This is a genomic window from Denitromonas halophila, assembly GCF_007625155.1.
Taxonomy (GTDB): Bacteria; Pseudomonadota; Gammaproteobacteria; order Burkholderiales; family Rhodocyclaceae; genus Nitrogeniibacter; species Nitrogeniibacter halophilus.
Window position 1 is genome coordinate 40,105 of the sequence record NZ_VMNK01000007.1, and the last position, 17,727, is coordinate 57,831.

Genomic DNA, 17,727 nt, shown 5'->3' on the forward strand with positions numbered 1-17,727 from the left:
CCATGACCGCCAACACCGTTACCGAACAGCTCACCGCCGCCGGCCGCGCCATCGAGCACGACTCGTTCTCGATCATCGACGCCGAGGTCGGCCCGCATGCCTATAGCTCCAACCAATGGCCGGTGGTGCGGCGCATGATCCACGCCAATGCCGATTTCGACTTCAACGGCCTGACCGACTTCCACCCGCAGGCCACCGACGCCGCGTTGGCCGCCATCCTCGGCGGCGCCAGCCGCATCGTCGCCGACGTGGAGATGATCTGCGTCGGCCTGTCGGCCAGCCGGCTAGCGCACTTCGGCCTCGCCACGCACCAGTTCATCTCTGACGACGACGTCATCGCTCAGGCCCGTGCGGAAGACACCACCCGCGCCGTGCAGGCCATGCGCAAGGCGCACCGGCTCGGCCTGCTCGACGGCGCCATCGTCGGCATCGGCAACGCGCCCACCGCGCTGATCGAAGTGGTGCGACTGATCCGCGACGAAGGCGCCCGGCCGGCGCTGGTGGTCGGCATGCCGGTCGGCTTCGTCTCGGCGGCCGAATCCAAGAACTTGATGGCCGAGCTCACCGAGGTGCCGTGGATCGTCATCCGCGGCCGCAAAGGCGGCTCTACGCTGGTGGTAGCGGCGATTCACGCCCTGCTCGGTCTGGCCGAAGCGCGCCAGCGCGAGGCGGCCTGATCCCCCAATGAGCGGCCACACGCTCCCCGACAAGGTCCGCAAGGGCGACGCCAGGCGTGATCGCGGCAACCGCACGGGCTTTTCCACCGGTGCCAACTCAGCCGCCGCAGCGGTCGCCGCCACACTCGGCCTGGTGCGCGGTGCCGTGCCGGGTGAAGTCGAGACCGTGCTGCCCAACACCCGTCATGTAGTCTTCAAGATCACCGACGGGCGCACCGACGGACGCACCGCCCACGCCGTCAGCATCAAGGACGCCGGCGACGACCCCGACGCCACCCATGGCGCGCACCTGACCGCCGACGTGCGTCGCATCCCCGGCGGGGGCGGCGAGATCATCCTCAAGGGTGGCTCCGGCGTGGGCGTGGTGACCATGCCCGGCCTCGGGCTGGAGGTGGGCGGCCCGGCCATCAATCCGGTGCCCCGGCGCAATATCGTCGAAAACGTGATGGCCGCCGGCGCCCCCATCCTCGCCGCCGGCGACGCGCTGGAAGTCACCCTCTCCGTGCCCGGCGGCGAGGAGATGGCCAAGAAGACGCTCAACGCGCGGCTCGGCATCCTCGGCGGCATCTCGATTCTCGGCACCACCGGCATCGTGCGCCCCTACTCCACCGCCGCCTTCCGCGCCAGCGTGATTCAGGCGGTGGACGTGGCCGCCAACCAGGGCCAGACCACCGTGGTGTTCACTACCGGCGGGCGCACCGAGAAATGCGCCATGCGCGAATTCCCGCACCTGGCCGAGGCCTGTTTCGTGCAGATGGGCGACTTCGTCAAGGCCGCCTTCAGCACCGCGGTCAAGCAGGGCATGCGCCACATCATCGTCGGGGCCATGGTCGGCAAGCTCACCAAGATCGGCCAGGGCCTGTCGGTGACCCACGCCTGGCGCGAGGAAATCGACCGCGAGCTGATCGCCAGCGCCGCCCTCGAAGTCGGCGCGCCGGCCGATCTGGTCGAGGAGATCCGCGCCGCCGAAACCGCCCGCTTCGCCGCCGAGCGCCTCGCCGAGCTGGGCCTGGCGGTGGCCTTCCACCGCGCGCTGGCAGCCCGCGCCATCCGCAGCCTGCGCGAACGCTACCCCGGCCCGCACCGGCTCACCGTGCTGGCCTGCAACTTCGAAGGCAAACCCATCGTGACCCTGGAGGAAGACGACATTGTCTGAACACTGCACCTTGGTCGGCATCCTCGACGACGGCTGGGCCGGCCTGTCCGACGCCGCCCGCCAACGCCTCGCCACGGCCGGCCTCGTCATCGGCGCCGCGCGCACCCTGGCCCTGCTCGAGCGCCACCTGCCCGGCACCGCCACCGTACGCCCCATGGACGGCGCACTCGGCAAGGTGCCCGAGTGGATCGCGCAGGCCCACGCCGACGGCCTGAGCACCGTCGTGCTCGCCACCGGCGATCCGCTGTGCCACGGCATGGCGAGTTTTCTGGTGCGCAAGCTCGGCGCCGCGGCGGTGGCCGTGCTGCCCGCGCCGTCCACCTTGCAGCTGCTCTTCGCCCGGCTAAAAAAACCGTGGCAGGACGTCATTATCGGCTCGGTGCACAGCCGGGACGCCGGCGAATGGATCGAAGGCGCCGCGCCCGATCACGGCCTCTACCGCCTGGTGCGGCAAGTCGCCGAGCACCCACGCGTGGCCGCCTTCACCGGGCCGGAGAACTCGCCCGACCGCATCGCCCGCGCCCTGCTCGCCGCCGGCTTTGACGGCGCGCGTATCAGCGTGGCCAGCCGCCTGTGCCTGCCCGACGAAGCCGTATTCACCGATCTGCCGCTGCCCGAGGCGGCGGCCATGCGCTTCGACGACCCCAACGTGGTGCTGATCGAACGCGACTCGAATGCCGGGCGCGCCGTGTTCGGCTTCGACGACCTCGACTACGTCCAGCGCAGCCCCGAAAAAGGCCTCATCACCAAGCTCGAGGCGCGCGCCGTGTCGCTGGCCAAACTGGCGCTACGCGGCGACAGCGTGGTGTGGGACATCGGCGCGGGGTCGGGTTCGGTCGGCCTGGAAGCGAGCCGCATCGCCCGCCACGGCCATGTGTGGGCGATCGAGAAAAACGACGCCGACGCCGCCAACGCGCGCGAGAACGCGCGCCGCTTCAACGCCAGCAACTACACCCTGGTGCAGGCCAGGGCACCCGAACACATCGACACCTGGCCCGACCCCGACGCCGTGTTCATCGGCGGCTCGGGCGGCGAACTGGCCGCGTTGATCGCGCTGATCCTCACCCGCCTCAAGCCCGGCGGCCGACTGGTGATGAATTTCGTGACCATCGAAAACCTCGCCACCGCCACCGCCACGCTGGTCGGCGCCGGTGCGCGCTGGGACGTCACCCAGCTATCGGCCGCACGCAGCCAGCCCATTCTCGACATGCACCGGCTGGCCGCCCAGAACCCGGTGTGGATCGTCACCGCCCACAAGGAATCTGCATGAACGCATCGCACTACGGCTGCCTGATCGGCGTCTCCCTCGGCCCCGGCGACCCGGAGCTGATCACCCGCCGCGGCTGGGCCGCGCTGCAATCGGGCGCGCGCTGGGCCTACCCGGTCAAGCGCGCCGAAGAGCGCTCCTACGCGCTCGACATCGCCGTACGCGGCGGTCTCGCCGTGCCGGATGACGCCGTTGAACTGGTGTTCCCGATGACCCGCGACACCGTCGCACTGGCCAAGGCCTGGGCGCGCGCCGCGGCGCGTACCGTCGAGCTGCTGGCCGAAGGGCGCGACGTCGCCTTCCTGGTCGAGGGCGACGCCTCCACCTACGCCACCTTCCGCCATCTGGCCCGCGCGGTGCGCGAGCTGGCGCCCGAAGTGGCGGTGGACACCATCGCCGGGGTCAGCTCCTTCGCCGCGGCGGCCGCCTGCGCCGACGTGGCGCTGGCCGAGGAAGACGAAACCGTCGCCATCATCCCCGCCGCCTACGGCGTGGGCCTCATCGACCACCTGCTCGACGAGTTCGACACCCTGGTGCTGATGAAGGTGAAGCCGCTGGTGGACGAGATTCTCGACCTGCTCGAACGGCGCGGCCTGCTCGCCACCAGCTGCTTCATCGAAAAGGTCGGCTCGCCCGAAGAGCGGGTGGTGCACGACGTCGCCCGCCTGCGCGGCGAAACAGTGAACTACCTCTCGCTGATGCTGGTGCAAAACCCCAAACGCGCCCGCGGCGAACTGCGTCGCGGTTGCCGCAAGCGTGCCACCTCCTCCCAACCCATCGCCGAGGCCGGTTGACACCGGCACAACAAGAAAATGAGCTCACTCCCCTTCGCCAATGACCGCATTGCGGTCGTCTCCATCACCCGCCACGGCATCGCCCTGGCCGGCCGCATCGCACGCGCACTGCCCGGCGCGCAACTCTTCGCCCCGGCCAAGTTCCGCGACATCGCCGAAGCCGCCGCGCCCGGCATGGCGGCCTGCTACGAAGGCAAGACGGCCGACCAGATCCCGGGCCTGTTCAAGGCCTTCGACGCCATCGTGGCCGTGGTTTCGCTCGGCGCCATGGTGCGCCTGATCGCCCCACACCTGGGCGACAAGGAAAGCGACCCCGGCGTGGTGGCGCTGGACGAGGCCGGCCGCTTCGCCATCCCCATGCTCTCGGGCCATCTGGGCGGCGCCAACGCGCTGGCCGGCGCGGTGGCCGAGGCCATCGGCGCGCAGGCCGTGCTCACCACCGCCTCCGACGCGCGCCAGACGCTGGCCGTCGACCTGCTAGGTCGCGAGCTGGGCTGGCGCTTCGAAGCCAGCAAGGCGGTGATCGTCAAGACCAGTGCCGCGGTGGTCAACGACGAACCCGTCGCCGTGGTGCAAGAGACCGGCAGCGCCGACTGGTGGTGCGGCCACGCCAACGGCCGCAGCGGCGCGCTGCCCGGCAACATCCAGGTGGTCGACCGCATCGACGCCATCGATCCGCACCGCCACGGCGCCGTGCTGTGGATCACCCACCGCCACACCGGCGAGCTGCCCGCCGCGCTATACGCCGCCATCGCCGACCGGCTGGTGGTCTACCGCCCCGCACCGGGGGCGGCCGAATGAAGGTCGCACTCGGCCTCGGCTGCGACCGCGGCACCCCCTGGCAGACCATCGACCGCACCATCGCCGAGGCGCTGGCGCGCTGCGGCCTGAGCCATGCCGCCGTGGCGCGGGTGGCCAGCATCGACCTCAAGGCCGACGAAGACGGCCTGCTCACCGTGATCGCCTGGAACGCCTGGCCGGTGCGCTTCTACCCGGCCGCCGAACTGACCCGCGTAAAAGTGCCCAACCCGTCGGACACCGTGCGCAAGTACACCGGCACACCGTCGGTGTCCGAAGCGGCCGCCCTGCTCGCCGCCGGCACCGACATGCACGATCTCATCCTCGAAAAACACAAGCTGCGCGGCCCCGACGGCCGCAACGCCACCGTTTCCATTGCAAGGATTCCCCAATGACCACACCCGGAAAGATCATGCTCGTGGGCATCGGCCCCGGCCATGTCGAACACATGACTCAGCGCGCCCGCGAGGCGATTGCCGAGGCCGACACCATCATCGGCTACGTCACCTACATCCGCCTGGTGGCCGATCTCATCGAAGGCAAGGAAGTCGTCAAGAAATCGATGACCGAAGAACTCGACCGTGCCATCGAGGCGTTGGCCCGCGCGCGGGAGGGCAAGAAGGTGGCGCTGATTTCCTCGGGCGATGCCGGCGTGTACGGCATGGCCGGGCCGACCTACGAGGTGTTGTTCGAGGCCGGCTGGACACCGGGTTTCGACATCGAGGTCGAGATCGTGCCCGGCGCCTCAGCACTCAACACCTGCGCCGCGCTGGTCGGCGCGCCGCTGACCCACGACTTCTGCGCCATCTCGCTGTCCGACCTGCTCACGCCCTGGCCGGTGATCGCCCGCCGGCTCGACGCCGTGGCCGCCTCGGATTTCGTCGTCGCGCTCTACAACCCCAAGAGCGGCCGCCGCACGCAGCAGATCGTCGAAGCCCGGCGCCTGTTCCTGCGCTACCGTCGGCCCGACACCCCGGTGGCCATCGTCAAGTCCGCCTACCGGCCCAAGCAGCGTATCGAGATGACCACCCTCGAAGCCATGTGCGAGGCCGACATCGGCATGCTGTCGACGGTGCTGATCGGCAACTCGGCCACCTTCATCCGCGACGGCCTGATGGTCACGCCGCGGGGCTATGCCAACAAGTACGACGTCACCAATGGCGACACCCGCGACGGCGAACAGGCCGGGCGCTCGCTGTCCACCGGCCTGGCTGGCTGGCGAGACACCATTCGCGCCAGCGGCCACAGCGCGGCGCAGATTGCCGCGCAGTATCAACTTCCCGTGGACTACATCGAAGCGGTGCTCGCCCAAACCGAGGCCGAAGCCGTATGAGTGACGTAGAAAAACCGAAGATCGGCGCCTACAAACGCCATCTGCTGGTGTGCACCGGCCCGCGCTGCACCCCCAATGGGGAGTCAGACGCGCTGTTCGACCGCCTTGGCAATGTCCTCAAGGCCGCCGGCCTCACCACCGGCGAAGCCCGCGTCAAGCGCACCCGCGCCGGCTGCTTTGCCGCCTGCAAGGGAGGACCGGTGATGTGTGTACAGCCCGACGGGGTGTGGTACTACAACGTCACCCCCGCCAACCTGCAGCGGATCGTGGAGGAGCATCTGCTTGGCGGCGCAGCGGTCGAGGAACTGGTGTTTCATCAGGGGCCGGCAGCGGCCGACTAAAGGCCGCTGCCGGACTTCAGGGGCGGTGCTTGATCAGGCGATGGGCCCGGATTCCGCTGCGCTGCATCCGGGCCACGCATCAAGGCGGCGGCGAGTGGCGAGTGGGGCGCAGGCCACGCCCCGCCACACAGATTCAAGCCAGAATGCTACGCACTGCTTGCAGATGCTCAACCACGTCTTGCCCCAGCTTGGTCAAATAGCCGCCGTCATGCTGGCTCACCAAGCCCTTGTCGAACAAGCGCTGTGCCGCGGCAATCGCTTCCGGGGCCGCATCGTGGTGCACCTTCAAGCCCGTCTGCGAGTTGCTCGCGTCGTATTGGATCAGCAAGCTCAGTTCGTGAACAAAGTCGGCAGGCAGTGTCATGGAAATCCCTTTGTGGTGCCACCGACGCGGTGGCCATGCCGAACTTTAATCGCCGCGCGGGCGTTGGGCAATGAGTGGGGCGCAATTGCCAGACTGGCAGGCGCTTCTCCATGGGTCAGCACAGGAAAAAGCGCTTTTCACACCCAACGCTGCCGAAACGGCTTCGGGCTCAGCATGCGTATCACAATGCCAACGGCGCTCGCTGGTGGACGCACCGTGCCTGGCGCGCCAAGAGCTCACGAAAACGCGATGGTGGCACCCACAAAGAACGCTGCCACCGGGAACAGCGCAACCAGTTCCCGATTGTGTTTTTGTGACGGATGCGGCGGATAACGCCCGAGCGTCATCGCCTTAAGCATCACCCAGCCCACACCGTACAAGAACGTGTAAAAGAGGAATTCAACCAAAAACCTCGTAGCAAATTCCAGGATAGCGTCGAGCATGGCTATAGGCGTTCAGCTTGAACCACAAGGGATCAAAACGGCACCCGCCGCTTCGGCGCCTTCACGGCCGGCTTCTCCTCGTCCGCTTTCGCCTTGACCGGCTTTCTCGACTGATTCATTTCATCCCGCGCGAAGCGCACCTTGCCTTCAAGCTCGCAGCCGCGCATGCCGGGCTCGCACACTGCACCCTTGACGCGCTGGCAAATACCGTCGATATCGTGAGGGCAACTCCAGGCGGATGACATGGCGGACTCCTGCGAGATCGGTCGTTAACGCGGCCAGTTTAGCCGAGCCATCCTGGCCGACGGAAGCGCTCCATCATTGGCAGCTGTCGAGCGTGACGAGAATCTGGGCGATGCTGTCGCCACGGCTGTTTTCGATCTGGTACATCAGACGCGCCTTGTGCTTGTCGAACGCGCTGCGGATGGCTGCGGGAAGTTTACAGATGGCCTGAGCGGCGACCTCGCGCATCTGGATGCGTTGTTCGGGGCGCAGGGCGTTGCCGGTGAATTCGAGCAGGCGCATGCGCACGCGGAAATCTCCGCCATGCGCGTCAGCGCCTTCGATCCGCACGCCGGGGGAGACCATGCGCGGCGCACCGACGCTCCGATTGAAGTCAGCAGCAAGGCCCGATACCGACGATGCCGCCTCAAAGCGCACGCCCTTCCACTTGTAGTCGAGCGCCGCACCGACGGCGAGCAGCACGAGGCCGACGCAGACCGCCTTGAACCAGAAACCTCGTCCGCCGCTGGCGCCGAGCAGACCGACCTGCCAACCATTCACACGCAGGGCGGACGTGGCGCGATTGCTCACCAGCAACAAGGTAATGAGATTGAGCAGCGGTGCCAGCAGCCCCAACACCACCAGCACCCGCGCCGGCAGGCTGTAGCCGAGTGCGCGGGTAATGCGCACCGCGCCAATGCACAAACACACGAAGCTCGCCAGCAACAGCAGGGCAAACACGAAGAAGCCGCGCGTCTGGAAGGCGGCGCCGACGAAGTAACCCAGCACGCCGGCAATGGCTAAGCGCTGGCCGCTGGCCAGAGCCGCCATGTTGTCATCAGCTTCGTGAGCGCCGAGATCGAAATCCAGGGCCTGCCCGCTGGCTAGTGTCATCGCGATGTCTCGCTTTCAAAGTGTGCATGCAAGGTGTCTGGGCGCAACCGCCGCCCAGATGGAAGCAGCCCCACCGTCATCGCGGCGCTCGCCGGCCAGCCTCGTCGAATGCGAGACTCGATTCTAAGGACTGGCAATGCTTTTGGAATCGCACCAAAGACATAGACACATGGCTTTTTCCCTCATTCGAGGACATTTTTCGCCAGCCAGTCGAGAACCGCATAGCCGGTGCCCCGCTCCCAGCCCTTGAGTTTGTCCTTGGGAATCAGCTTGACCTCGGCCAACTCCTCATTCAGGGTGATCTCGCCCGTGGCTTGCACGTGATACACCAGCAGCACTTGATTGGCGTCCGCAAAACCGTAGTTGCCGATCCAGTGCACCGCCTGGGCATCGAGGCCCGTTTCTTCCTTCACCTCGCGAGCCACGGCGATCTCGGGCGCTTCGTCGCGCTCCAGAAAGCCGGTGACGAGCGCGAACTTGCCTTCCGGCCAGGCCGCGTTGCGCGCCAGCAGCATCTGGCCCTCGCGGTCGAGGCATTCGACCAACGCGCAGACCACCGGCACTGGGTTGCCCCAGGCGATGAAACCGCAGGCGGCATCGGGGCAGACACGGCGCGGCAGGTCGCCGAGATGGGCATCGATGAGGCCGCTGCCGCAGCGCGGGCAATAGCGCCAATCGTCGGGTTCAAAGCGCATCGGCAGCGCCAGAGAGTGCCCGGATATCAGCGAGGAGCGCATCGACCGTGGCCGGCAACGTGTCCCAGCCGCACATCAAGCGCGCACCGCCCGCGCCGATGAAGGTGTAGAAACGCCAGCCTTTAGCGCGCAAACCGGCGTCCACCGGTGCCGGCAATCGCGCGAACACGCCATTGGCCTCGGTCGGAAACAGCAATTCGATACCGGCCGCCACCAGGCCGGCGCTCAGGCGCTGCGCCATGGCGTTGGCGTGGCGAGCGTGCTTGAGCCACACGTCATCGGTGAGCATACCCAGCCACGGCGCAGAGAGGAAGCGCATCTTCGAGGCCAGCTGGCCGGCCTGTTTGCAGCGCCAGGCGAAGTCCTCGGAGAGCTTCCGGTCGAAGAACACCACCGCCTCGCCCACCGGCAAGCCCATCTTGGTGCCGCCAAAGCACAGCACGTCGACCCCGGCACGCCAGGTGATATCGGCCGGTGCCACATCGAGCGACGCCACGGCGTTGGCAAAGCGCGCGCCATCCATATGCACCCGCAGGCCGAGCTGGCGGGCGGTGTCGGCAATGGTAGCGACCTGGTCGGGCTGGTAGAGCGTGCCGACTTCGGTGGTCTGGGTCAGCGTGAGGCCGCGCGGCTTGGGAAAGTGCAAATCACTGCGCCGGGTCACCACCTCGGTGATGGCCTCCGGCGTGAGCCGCCCCTGCTCGCCGGCGATGGTCAGCAGCTTGGCGCCGTTGGAGAAAAACTCCGGCGCGCCGCATTCATCGGTTTCGACGTGCGCCAGCTGATGGCAGATCACGCTGTGGTAGGACTGGCACAGCGTCGCCAGCGCCAGCGAATTGGCGGCCGTGCCGTTGAACACGAAATACACATCGCAATCGGTTTCAAAGATGTCACGCAGGCGGTCGGAGACCTTGCGGGTGTAGTCGTCATCGCCATAGGCCGGCGCATGCCCGGTGTTGGCTTCGAGCAGGGCGGCGGTGGCTTCGGGGCAAATGCCGGCGTAATTGTCGCTGGCGAAATGTTGTTGCATGGCAGTCTCCGTTTTTTCGCAATCTTATCGCTGAAATAGAAACGGGCCGGTTGTGCCGGCCCGTGGGTACTACTGAATGTGCGTCGCTTACAGGCGCTCACCCACCCACTCGGACACACGCATGAGCGCGCCGGGGAGGTTTTCGGGTTGGGTGCCGCCGGCCTGGGCCATGTCCGGCCGGCCGCCGCCCTTGCCGCCGACCTGCTGGGCAACAAAGTTGACCAGCTCGCCGGCCTTGACCTTGGCGGTGAGATCGGCGGTAACGCCGGCAATCAGCGTGACTTTGCCGTCGGCGGCCGAGGCCAGCACGATGACGGCAGAGCCGAGCTTGTCCTTGAGCTTGTCCATGGTCTCGCGCAGCGCTTTCACATCCGCGCCGTCGAGACTCACGGCCAGCACCTTGGTGCCTTTCACGTCAGCGGCCTGGCTGGCCAGATCGGCACCCGCGCTGGCGGCCAGCCTGGACTTGAGGCGGGCCAATTCTTTTTCGAGCGACTTCATGCCGTCCTGCAACTGGCTGATACGCTCGGGCAGTTCGCTGCTCGGCGCCCGTACCGCGGCGGCCGCGCCGTCGAGCAGCGCTTGCTGGTTCTGCACCCAGGCCACGGCGGCTTCGCCGGTAACCGCTTCCACCCGACGCACGCCGGCAGCCACGCCGCCTTCGGCGACGATCTTGAACAGCCCGATGTCGCCGGTACGGCCCACATGGGTACCGCCGCACAGTTCTTTGGAACTGCCAATGCTCAGCACGCGCACCTCGTCGCCGTACTTCTCGCCGAAGAGCATCATCGCGCCGGATTTTTGCGCGTCGTCGAGCGCCATCACGGCTGCATCGGTGGCGGCGTTGGCGAAGACTTCGCGGTTCACGCGGCGCTCGACTTCACGGATCTCGTCGGCCGTCATCGGCTGATTGTGAGCAAAGTCGAAGCGCGTCTTGTCGGGGTCGACCAGCGAGCCTTTTTGCTGCACATGGCTGCCGAGTACTTCGCGCAGCGCCTTGTGCATGATGTGCGTGGCCGAGTGGTTGCGCACGGTGCTGGCGCGCGCGGCGATGTCGACCTGCGCCGCCACGGTGTCGCCCACCACCAGCTCGCCGTTGATGACTTCGCCGTGATGGCCAAACACATCGGCCTGAATCTTTTGCGTGTCTTCCACCTTGAACAAGGTGAGGCAGGCACCGCCCTTGGACAGCTCGCCCTGGTCGCCGACCTGACCGCCGGACTCGGCATAGAACGGCGTGTTGTCGAGCACCACCACGCCCTGCTCGCCCGGCATCAGGCGCTCGACCGGCGCGCCATCGCGGTACAACGCAGTGATACGGCCTTCGTGCGAGAGCGTGGTGTAACCGTGAAACTGCGTCTTGACGCCGGTGTATTCCAGCCCGGCCGCCATCTTGAACTTGCCGGCCGCGCGGGCCTGCGACTTCTGGCGATCCATGGCGGCGTCGAAGGCCTCGGCGTCGACGGTCACGCTGCGCTCGCGGCAGACATCGGCGGTGAGATCGAGCGGGAAACCGTAGGTGTCATGCAGCTTGAAAGCGGTCTCGCCATCGAACACATTGCCGCCCTTGTCGGCCATGGCCGCCAGCTCGGCATCGAGAATCGCCATGCCGTGCTCGATGGTCTCGAAGAAGCGGCTCTCTTCCTGACGCAGCACATCCATGATGCGCGCCTGATCGTCCACCAGTTGCGGATAGGCCTCGCCCATCTCGCGGGCCAGATCGGGCACCAGCTTGTAGAAGAAGGCAGCGCGGGCGCCCAGCTTGTAACCGTGGCGGATGGCGCGGCGGATGATCCGGCGCAGCACATAGCCGCGGCCCTCGTTGCCGGGGATGATGCCGTCGGCAATCAGGAAGGCGCAGGCGCGGATGTGGTCGGCGATAACCTTCAGCGACGGGCTGTCCATGTCGGCCGCGGAGGTCTCGCGCGCCGCGGCAGCGATGAGAGTCACGAACAGGTCGATCTCGTAGTTGGCGTGCACGCCCTGCAACACGGCCGCCACACGCTCCAGGCCCATGCCGGTGTCCACCGAGGGCTTGGGCAGCGGATGCATCACGCCCTTGTCGTCGCGGTTGAACTGCATGAACACGACGTTCCAGATTTCGATGAAGCGGTCACCGTCTTCATCGGGCGATCCCGGCGGGCCGCCGGGGATCTCCGCGCCGTGGTCGTAGAAGATTTCGGTACAGGGGCCACAGGGGCCGGTGTCACCCATCATCCAGAAGTTGTCGGAGGCATAGGGCGCGCCCTTGTTGTCGCCGATGCGGATGATGCGCTCGGTCGGCACGCCGACGTCCTTGGCCCAGATGTCGTAGGCCTCGTCGTCATCAGCATAGACCGTAATCGTCAGCTTGTCGGCGGACAGGCCAAGCTTGACGGTGAGCAGTTCCCACGCATATTGAATCGCGTCACGCTTGAAGTAGTCGCCAAAGCTGAAGTTGCCCAGCATCTCGAAAAAGGTGTGGTGACGGGCGGTGTAGCCGACGTTTTCGAGGTCGTTGTGCTTGCCACCGGCGCGCACGCATTTTTGCGAAGTGGTGGCGCGGGTGTAGGGGCGCTTGTCAAAACCGAGAAACACGTCCTTGAACTGGTTCATGCCCGCGTTGGTAAACAACAGCGTCGGGTCCTCGTGCGGCACCAGCGAACTGGAGTCGACGATCTCATGCCCTTTGGACTGGAAAAATTCGAGGAAGGTGCGGCGGATCTGGGCGCTTTTCATGATGGCGTTTGGCGTCTGGCGGCAACACGGGCCGCGATCAAATCAAAGCGGGCATCTTAGCATGGCGCTTTGCACAAACGGGGCAGCCACCGGGCGCAAAAACCGCCTTCAAGGCGACCAATTTCAGGGCGCACAAAACGCCCGCCAATAATCGGACATCGCCCCGCCGGACCGGTCGCACCGGCGCCCTGGCGGGGCGATCCATCGAACACCGTTTGAGTTACGGCAGATTAAGCACGAAAGAGATGCTCGGCTCACGGTCCACATAGACCCGGCGAACCACCGGCGCGTGATGCACCACCGGGCGATAGCCGTAGTAGCCATAGGCCGGCGCATTGCGATGGCCGCGATGCCAGCCGCGGTCGTTGTGGTCGCGGCGGCTCACCTGGCGGTCATGCCGCTCACGGTAAATGTGGCGGTCCTGACGCGCGACTTCCTTGTGGATGCGTGCCCGCTCATGGCGGCTCACATGCCCGTCAGCCCGAGCCCGATCCTGCATGCGATCGATGCGGTTCTGACCGCGCTCGAGTCGGCGCGCTTCGGGGCGGGTCAAGTCGCCCGAGCGCACGCCACGGTCAATACGATGCTGCTGGCGATCCTGGCGAGCATCCACCCGATCACCGCCGCGCTCTGCCATGGCCGGCACCGACAGCGTGCAGGCCGCAATAATGGCGCCAAGCGTAATAAGTGTCTTCATGATCAAACTCCTGTTCAGTGTGTGTGAGTGGGGCCCACACCGGCAATAACGCCGACCCACCGCGAACGGAAGACAAACCGGTTGTAAGCATTGGTAAGCCGCCGCAATGCACCCAGCCGCTAGCGCCGCTACAATCGAGCAACTTCACTCAACCACAAGACACCGCCATGGGACACCGCCTTTCCAAGATCTACACCCGCACCGGCGACGCCGGCACCACCGGCCTCGGCGACGGCAACCGCGTTTCCAAGAACAGCCTGCGCATCCACTCGCTAGGTGAAATCGACGAACTCAACGCCTGCGTCGGCCTGCTGCTCACCGAAACCCTGCCCGACGACGTGCGCGCCCTGCTCACCGACGTGCAGCACGACCTCTTCGATCTGGGCGGCGAAGTGTGCATCCCCGGCATGAGCATGATCTCCACCAAACAGGTCGACAAACTCGAAACCGCGCTTGACGCCTGGAACGAAGACCTCTCCCCGCTCAAAGACTTCATCCTCCCCGGCGGCTCCCGCGCCGCCAGCCAGGCCCACCTGTGTCGCACCGTCTGCCGCCGGGCCGAACGCATGCTCGTCGGCCTCGCACAGGAAGAAGCCGTCAATGACGGCCCCCGCCAATACCTCAATCGCCTGTCGGACCTGATGTTCGTGCTCGGGCGGCATCTGAACAAGGTGGACGGGCATGGGGATGTGTTGTGGCAGAAAGGGAAGAATGCCTGAGGGACGTGAGAATTGAGGCGTAGCTTGGGTTGAGCGCAGCAAAGCCCACACATATCGTCTCCGAACCACCCGTTGCCGTTGGGCCTCGCGTTGCTCAACCCAAGCTACGCAGACTGCGCAAACAGGAGCGCCATGAAGCACTCGCCCCGCACCTCACGGCTAGTCACAGGGCTGGCGCTGCTCCTCGCCGGCCTTGGCGCGCCCGCCTACGCAGCGGCTGACGCCGTGGCCACCTTTGCCGGCGGCTGCTTCTGGTCGCTGGAAGCGGCCTTCGACAAACTGCCCGGCGTGCTCGAGACCACCACCGGCTACACCGGCGGCCACGACGAGGCCCCCACCTACGAGCGCGTCACCGCCGGCAACACCGGCCACCGCGAGGCCGTGCAGGTGCGCTACGACCCCGACAAACTCGACTACGAAACCCTGCTGATCGCCTACTGGCACAGCATCAACCCCATCGACCGCCAGGGCCAGTTCTGCGACGTGGGGCCCTCCTACACCACCGCGATCTACGCCCACACGCCCCGCCAGCGACGCCTCGCCGAAGAGTCCCGCACGGTGCTCGCGCAACTCAAGTTCCGCCGCGACCTGGCCACCGAAATCCAGGATGCCACACGCTTCTACCCCGCCGAGGCCGTGCACCAGGACTTCGCCCGACAACGCCCCGAGGCCTACGCTCGCTATCGCCGCCAGTGCGGCACGGACGCCACGCTGTCGGCGATCTGGGGGCGGTAGTACGGGCGATCTCTGGTCGAGCAAACCGCGACCGACCAGACTTTACTGGTATCCAATACGGCTACAAAAAATTATAGTGTGCGGCCATCTCAGAGAGCGACATGTCAATCGCTCAACACTCGAAGGGTCTTCATGCTTGCTCGCACCACCACTACTCTTGTTGCCGCCGCCGTGCTTTCAGGTTGCGCCATCCATCAAAAAGTCACGCCCGTCGAGAAGTTCGATAGCAAGGAAGTCTGCATTATCGAAAACTCGGCCGTGAAAGAGACTTTTCTCGATGCCTATCGCAATGCCCTCACCGCTAAAAACTATGTCGTGAGAAAGCTGCCGGCAGCGTCTTCCTTCAACGACTGCGCGATCACCTCGACCTACACGGCAAACTGGCGCTGGGATCTCGCGCTCTATATGGCATATGCCGAAATCAAGGTTTACAACCACGCCAAACCCGCTGGCGAAGCCACATACGACTCGCTTCGCGGGGGCGCCAATATGGGCAAATTCATCAATGCCGAAGCAAAAATCGCCGAACTGGTGAACGCGCTTTTCCCGGGACAGGCCGCGCAGTAAATCAGCCACCGCACACGGGTCCCGTCAACGACGGGCAGGCAGATTACAATCCCCTCCTGATTGTCTTCTGCCTGCAGCCGCCCCATGCGTATCGACACCCTCCGTCAGCAGTTCCGCGACCTCGGCGCCAAGCCCTGCCACGAGGCACGGCTGTTGCGCGCCTGGACGCAGCGGCTGCCGCTCGATGGCGGGCCGCGGCCGGCGGAGCATTTTTTGCCGCTGGCGGTGCGCAACGCGCTGCCGTCGATCACACCGGTGCTGGAGGGGCTCGCGACGCTGAAGTCGGAACACCCGGGTGAAGACGGCGCCTCGCGCTTGTTGGTGGAACTGGCTGACGGGCAAACGGTAGAGAGCGTGCTGCTGCCGCGCGGCGGTTTGTGCGTATCGACGCAACTCGGTTGTGCGGTCGGCTGCGTGTTCTGCATGACCGGCCGCGACGGACTGATCCGCCAGCTCGGCAGCGCCGAAATTGTTGCCCAGGTGGTGCTGGCGCGACGCATGCGGGCGGTGAAAAAGGTGGTATTCATGGGCATGGGGGAACCGGCGCACAATCTTGACAACGTGCTCGAAGCCATCGATCTGCTCGGCTCCGAGGGCGCCATCGGCCACAAGAATCTGGTGTTTTCCACGGTGGGCGATCCGCGCGTATTCGAGGCCCTGCCGCGCCAACGCATCAAGCCGGCGCTGGCGCTGTCGCTGCACACCACCGACGCCGCGCTGCGCGAAAAACTGCTGCCACGCGCCCCGCGCATGACGCCGGAAGAACTCGTCGAGGCCGGCGAGATATACGCCCGCGCCACCGACTACCCCATCCAGTACCAGTGGACGCTGATCGACGGCGTGAATGACAGCCCGGCCGAAATGGAGGGCATCGTGCGCCTGCTCAAGGGCAAGTTCGCGCTGATGAACCTGATCCCCTACAACGCTATCGACGGCCTCGACTTCCGCCGACCCAGCTGGGAAAAGGCCGCCGAGCACGCCCGCTTCTTGCACCGCGCCGGCATCCTCACCAAGCTGCGCCATTCGGCGGGACAAGAGGTCGACGGGGGCTGCGGTCAATTGCGGGCGCGACAGGTTCACATCGTCCGCACGCCGCGGTCTGTAACTCTCTCCGCTCGCACTTAGGCGCGCAACCCAGCGCGACCGCGCAATACGTCACACCACGCCCACCGGGTCTCGCCAAACCCGTCACGACCTTGTCTCTTATGACACCCAAGGCGCCGGGGACACACTTATTCTCAGCCTGTCGGTGCTTTCGTGCTTGTGCATGAAACGCCAGTTTCCTGATTGAGGTGTGTTTTGAAACGACGTTCGCGCAAGCGACTCCTGCTGTGCATTGCAGCCTTTACCGGCCTTGCCGTTCCCGTGTGCATGGCGCTGGTTCTTCTTTTCCTGAATGACGACGGCGCGCGGTCGCAAGCGCGCGCCGGCACGTCTGGCGTGCAAGCTTACATGGACGCCGCGAGGGTAGGCATGCCCTATCAGCACAGCCCGCAAGCAACATCGTCCGTCGTCATCGCCCTGGCGTCCGACGCCAGCGCCGGGCATCTTGCCGCGCTTGGCATGCCCCCCTCCGGCAACGCCGGCGCGGGTTCTGGCCATATTGAAGTCGCGGTGTCGAGCGTGCCGATCGCACCCTCCGCCACACCCCACGCCGAGCAGCGCACACCGACGCCCGGCGCGAATCCGATCGGTGGGCCGGGCTACCTGATCGATACCGGCCGCGCACCGGCCGCCAGGACCGGCAGCGCCCCGTCTCACCCATCGACCGGCCCCGCGGGGGGAACCCCCGGCAATGCGGACAGCGGCGCCAACGGACGCGATCCGTCGGCCACCAACGATGCGCCTCCCGCCACGGGCGACGCGGCCGGTACGCCGTCGGACCCGAACACCGAGGCAGCGCCCTCGGGCGCCGCCGACGCGCCCATTGCCGACGCCCGCGATACGCCCTTATCAGGTTCGCCCGCGCCGCAAGACGGACCCCCAACAAACGGTGCCCCCAAAACGCCTTCTACGACACCCGACGAGGCCCCGACAGGCGCGCCCGGCCAAGGCCCCGCGCCCTTGACACCGATCGCTCTGCTCAGCCCGCCGACTTTCGGTGAACAACCGTTGGAGCAAGTCGCCCAGCCGATCGAAACCGATACCCCGATCAACACGGTGCCCGAGCCCAGCGCGCTGATGCTGCTCGTCACGGCACTGGCCGGACTCGGGCTCTCGCGACGCATCATGCGCCGCCGCTGACACGCGCCGCCCTGGGTGCGGCCAAGGCCGCGC

Annotated in this window: 21 protein-coding genes; 13 read left to right on the forward strand and 8 right to left on the reverse strand. The window is 66.3% G+C overall.

Annotation, left to right across the window (positions count from 1 at the left end; genetic code table 11):
• The first annotated feature begins 2 nt into the window (after positions 1–2).
• From FHP91_RS09665 to FHP91_RS09700, 8 genes are read left to right on the forward strand one after another with little or no spacing between them, the layout of a single operon-like run.
• A complete protein-coding gene (locus FHP91_RS09665; protein ID WP_144309577.1) occupies positions 3–677 on the forward strand; it encodes a precorrin-8X methylmutase in 675 nt (224 codons plus the stop codon).
• Between the two features lie 7 nt (positions 678–684).
• Positions 685–1,833, forward strand: coding sequence for a cobalt-precorrin-5B (C(1))-methyltransferase (locus FHP91_RS09670; RefSeq protein WP_144309394.1), 1,149 nt, complete (start codon positions 685–687; stop codon positions 1,831–1,833).
• A complete protein-coding gene (gene cbiE / locus FHP91_RS09675) occupies positions 1,826–3,103 on the forward strand; it encodes a precorrin-6y C5,15-methyltransferase (decarboxylating) subunit CbiE (RefSeq protein WP_144309395.1) in 1,278 nt (425 codons plus the stop codon). Before FHP91_RS09670 ends, cbiE begins: the two co-directional genes overlap by 8 nt.
• Entirely contained in the window at positions 3,100–3,894 is a 795-nt protein-coding gene (cobI, locus tag FHP91_RS09680; protein ID WP_144309396.1) for a precorrin-2 C(20)-methyltransferase, read from the forward strand. The genes cbiE and cobI overlap by 4 nt, the downstream gene beginning before the upstream one ends.
• A gap of 18 nt (positions 3,895–3,912) precedes the next feature.
• Positions 3,913–4,695 carry a cobalamin biosynthesis central domain-containing protein gene (locus tag FHP91_RS09685; protein ID WP_144309397.1) on the forward strand — a complete coding sequence of 261 codons (783 nt, stop codon included), beginning with the start codon at positions 3,913–3,915 and terminating at the stop codon, positions 4,693–4,695.
• Complete coding sequence (locus FHP91_RS09690) at positions 4,692–5,087, forward strand: cobalamin biosynthesis protein (RefSeq protein ID WP_144309398.1); 396 nt, start codon at positions 4,692–4,694, stop codon at positions 5,085–5,087. The genes FHP91_RS09685 and FHP91_RS09690 overlap by 4 nt, the downstream gene beginning before the upstream one ends.
• A complete protein-coding gene (gene cobJ, locus FHP91_RS09695) occupies positions 5,084–6,025 on the forward strand; it encodes a precorrin-3B C(17)-methyltransferase (RefSeq protein ID WP_144309399.1) in 942 nt (313 codons plus the stop codon). Before FHP91_RS09690 ends, cobJ begins: the two co-directional genes overlap by 4 nt.
• Complete coding sequence (locus FHP91_RS09700; RefSeq protein ID WP_144309400.1) at positions 6,022–6,366, forward strand: (2Fe-2S) ferredoxin domain-containing protein; 345 nt, start codon at positions 6,022–6,024, stop codon at positions 6,364–6,366. The genes cobJ and FHP91_RS09700 overlap by 4 nt, the downstream gene beginning before the upstream one ends.
• A gap of 133 nt (positions 6,367–6,499) precedes the next feature.
• Here FHP91_RS09700 and FHP91_RS09705 read toward each other — a convergent pair whose 3' ends face one another.
• The 8 genes from FHP91_RS09705 to FHP91_RS09740 all read right to left on the reverse strand — a co-directional run bounded on the left by FHP91_RS09705 (position 6,500) and on the right by FHP91_RS09740 (position 13,429).
• On the reverse strand, positions 6,500–6,730 hold the full coding sequence (locus tag FHP91_RS09705; RefSeq protein ID WP_144309401.1) for a TIGR02647 family protein: 231 nt from the start codon (positions 6,728–6,730) through the stop codon (positions 6,500–6,502).
• Between the two features lie 236 nt (positions 6,731–6,966).
• Positions 6,967–7,173 carry a hypothetical protein gene (locus FHP91_RS09710; RefSeq protein WP_144309402.1) on the reverse strand — a complete coding sequence of 69 codons (207 nt, stop codon included), beginning with the start codon at positions 7,171–7,173 and terminating at the stop codon, positions 6,967–6,969.
• Positions 7,174–7,205: 32 nt separating this feature from the next.
• The gene (locus FHP91_RS09715) at positions 7,206–7,418 is read right to left on the reverse strand and encodes a hypothetical protein (RefSeq protein WP_144309403.1); all 213 of its coding nucleotides are present in this window, start codon (positions 7,416–7,418) and stop codon (positions 7,206–7,208) included.
• Between the two features lie 73 nt (positions 7,419–7,491).
• A complete protein-coding gene (locus FHP91_RS09720) occupies positions 7,492–8,289 on the reverse strand; it encodes a hypothetical protein (RefSeq protein WP_144309404.1) in 798 nt (265 codons plus the stop codon).
• Between the two features lie 182 nt (positions 8,290–8,471).
• The gene (locus FHP91_RS09725; protein WP_144309405.1) at positions 8,472–8,984 is read right to left on the reverse strand and encodes an NUDIX domain-containing protein; all 513 of its coding nucleotides are present in this window, start codon (positions 8,982–8,984) and stop codon (positions 8,472–8,474) included.
• A complete protein-coding gene (locus FHP91_RS09730; protein ID WP_144309406.1) occupies positions 8,974–10,014 on the reverse strand; it encodes a threonine aldolase family protein in 1,041 nt (346 codons plus the stop codon). The genes FHP91_RS09725 and FHP91_RS09730 overlap by 11 nt, the downstream gene beginning before the upstream one ends.
• 87 nt (positions 10,015–10,101) lie before the next feature.
• Positions 10,102–12,732, reverse strand: coding sequence for an alanine--tRNA ligase (alaS, locus tag FHP91_RS09735; protein WP_144309407.1), 2,631 nt, complete (start codon positions 12,730–12,732; stop codon positions 10,102–10,104).
• Positions 12,733–12,952: 220 nt separating this feature from the next.
• Entirely contained in the window at positions 12,953–13,429 is a 477-nt protein-coding gene (locus FHP91_RS09740; protein WP_144309408.1) for a hypothetical protein, read from the reverse strand.
• A 167-nt stretch (positions 13,430–13,596) separates the two neighbouring features.
• On the opposite strand from FHP91_RS09740, the gene FHP91_RS09745 reads away from it, so the two are divergent.
• The 5 genes from FHP91_RS09745 (at position 13,597) to FHP91_RS09765 (ending at position 17,694) form a co-directional block, all read left to right on the forward strand.
• Entirely contained in the window at positions 13,597–14,148 is a 552-nt protein-coding gene (locus tag FHP91_RS09745) for a cob(I)yrinic acid a,c-diamide adenosyltransferase (protein ID WP_144309409.1), read from the forward strand.
• A 132-nt stretch (positions 14,149–14,280) separates the two neighbouring features.
• Entirely contained in the window at positions 14,281–14,883 is a 603-nt protein-coding gene (gene msrA / locus FHP91_RS09750) for a peptide-methionine (S)-S-oxide reductase MsrA (protein WP_144309410.1), read from the forward strand.
• Between the two features lie 132 nt (positions 14,884–15,015).
• Positions 15,016–15,450 carry an Sbal_3080 family lipoprotein gene (locus FHP91_RS09755; RefSeq protein WP_144309411.1) on the forward strand — a complete coding sequence of 145 codons (435 nt, stop codon included), beginning with the start codon at positions 15,016–15,018 and terminating at the stop codon, positions 15,448–15,450.
• Between the two features lie 84 nt (positions 15,451–15,534).
• Entirely contained in the window at positions 15,535–16,575 is a 1,041-nt protein-coding gene (locus FHP91_RS09760) for an RNA methyltransferase (protein ID WP_144309412.1), read from the forward strand.
• Between the two features lie 174 nt (positions 16,576–16,749).
• Positions 16,750–17,694 (forward strand): PEP-CTERM sorting domain-containing protein, encoded by a 945-nt coding sequence (locus FHP91_RS09765; RefSeq protein ID WP_144309413.1) that lies wholly within the window; start codon positions 16,750–16,752, stop codon positions 17,692–17,694.
• The last annotated feature ends 33 nt before the right edge of the window (positions 17,695–17,727 follow it).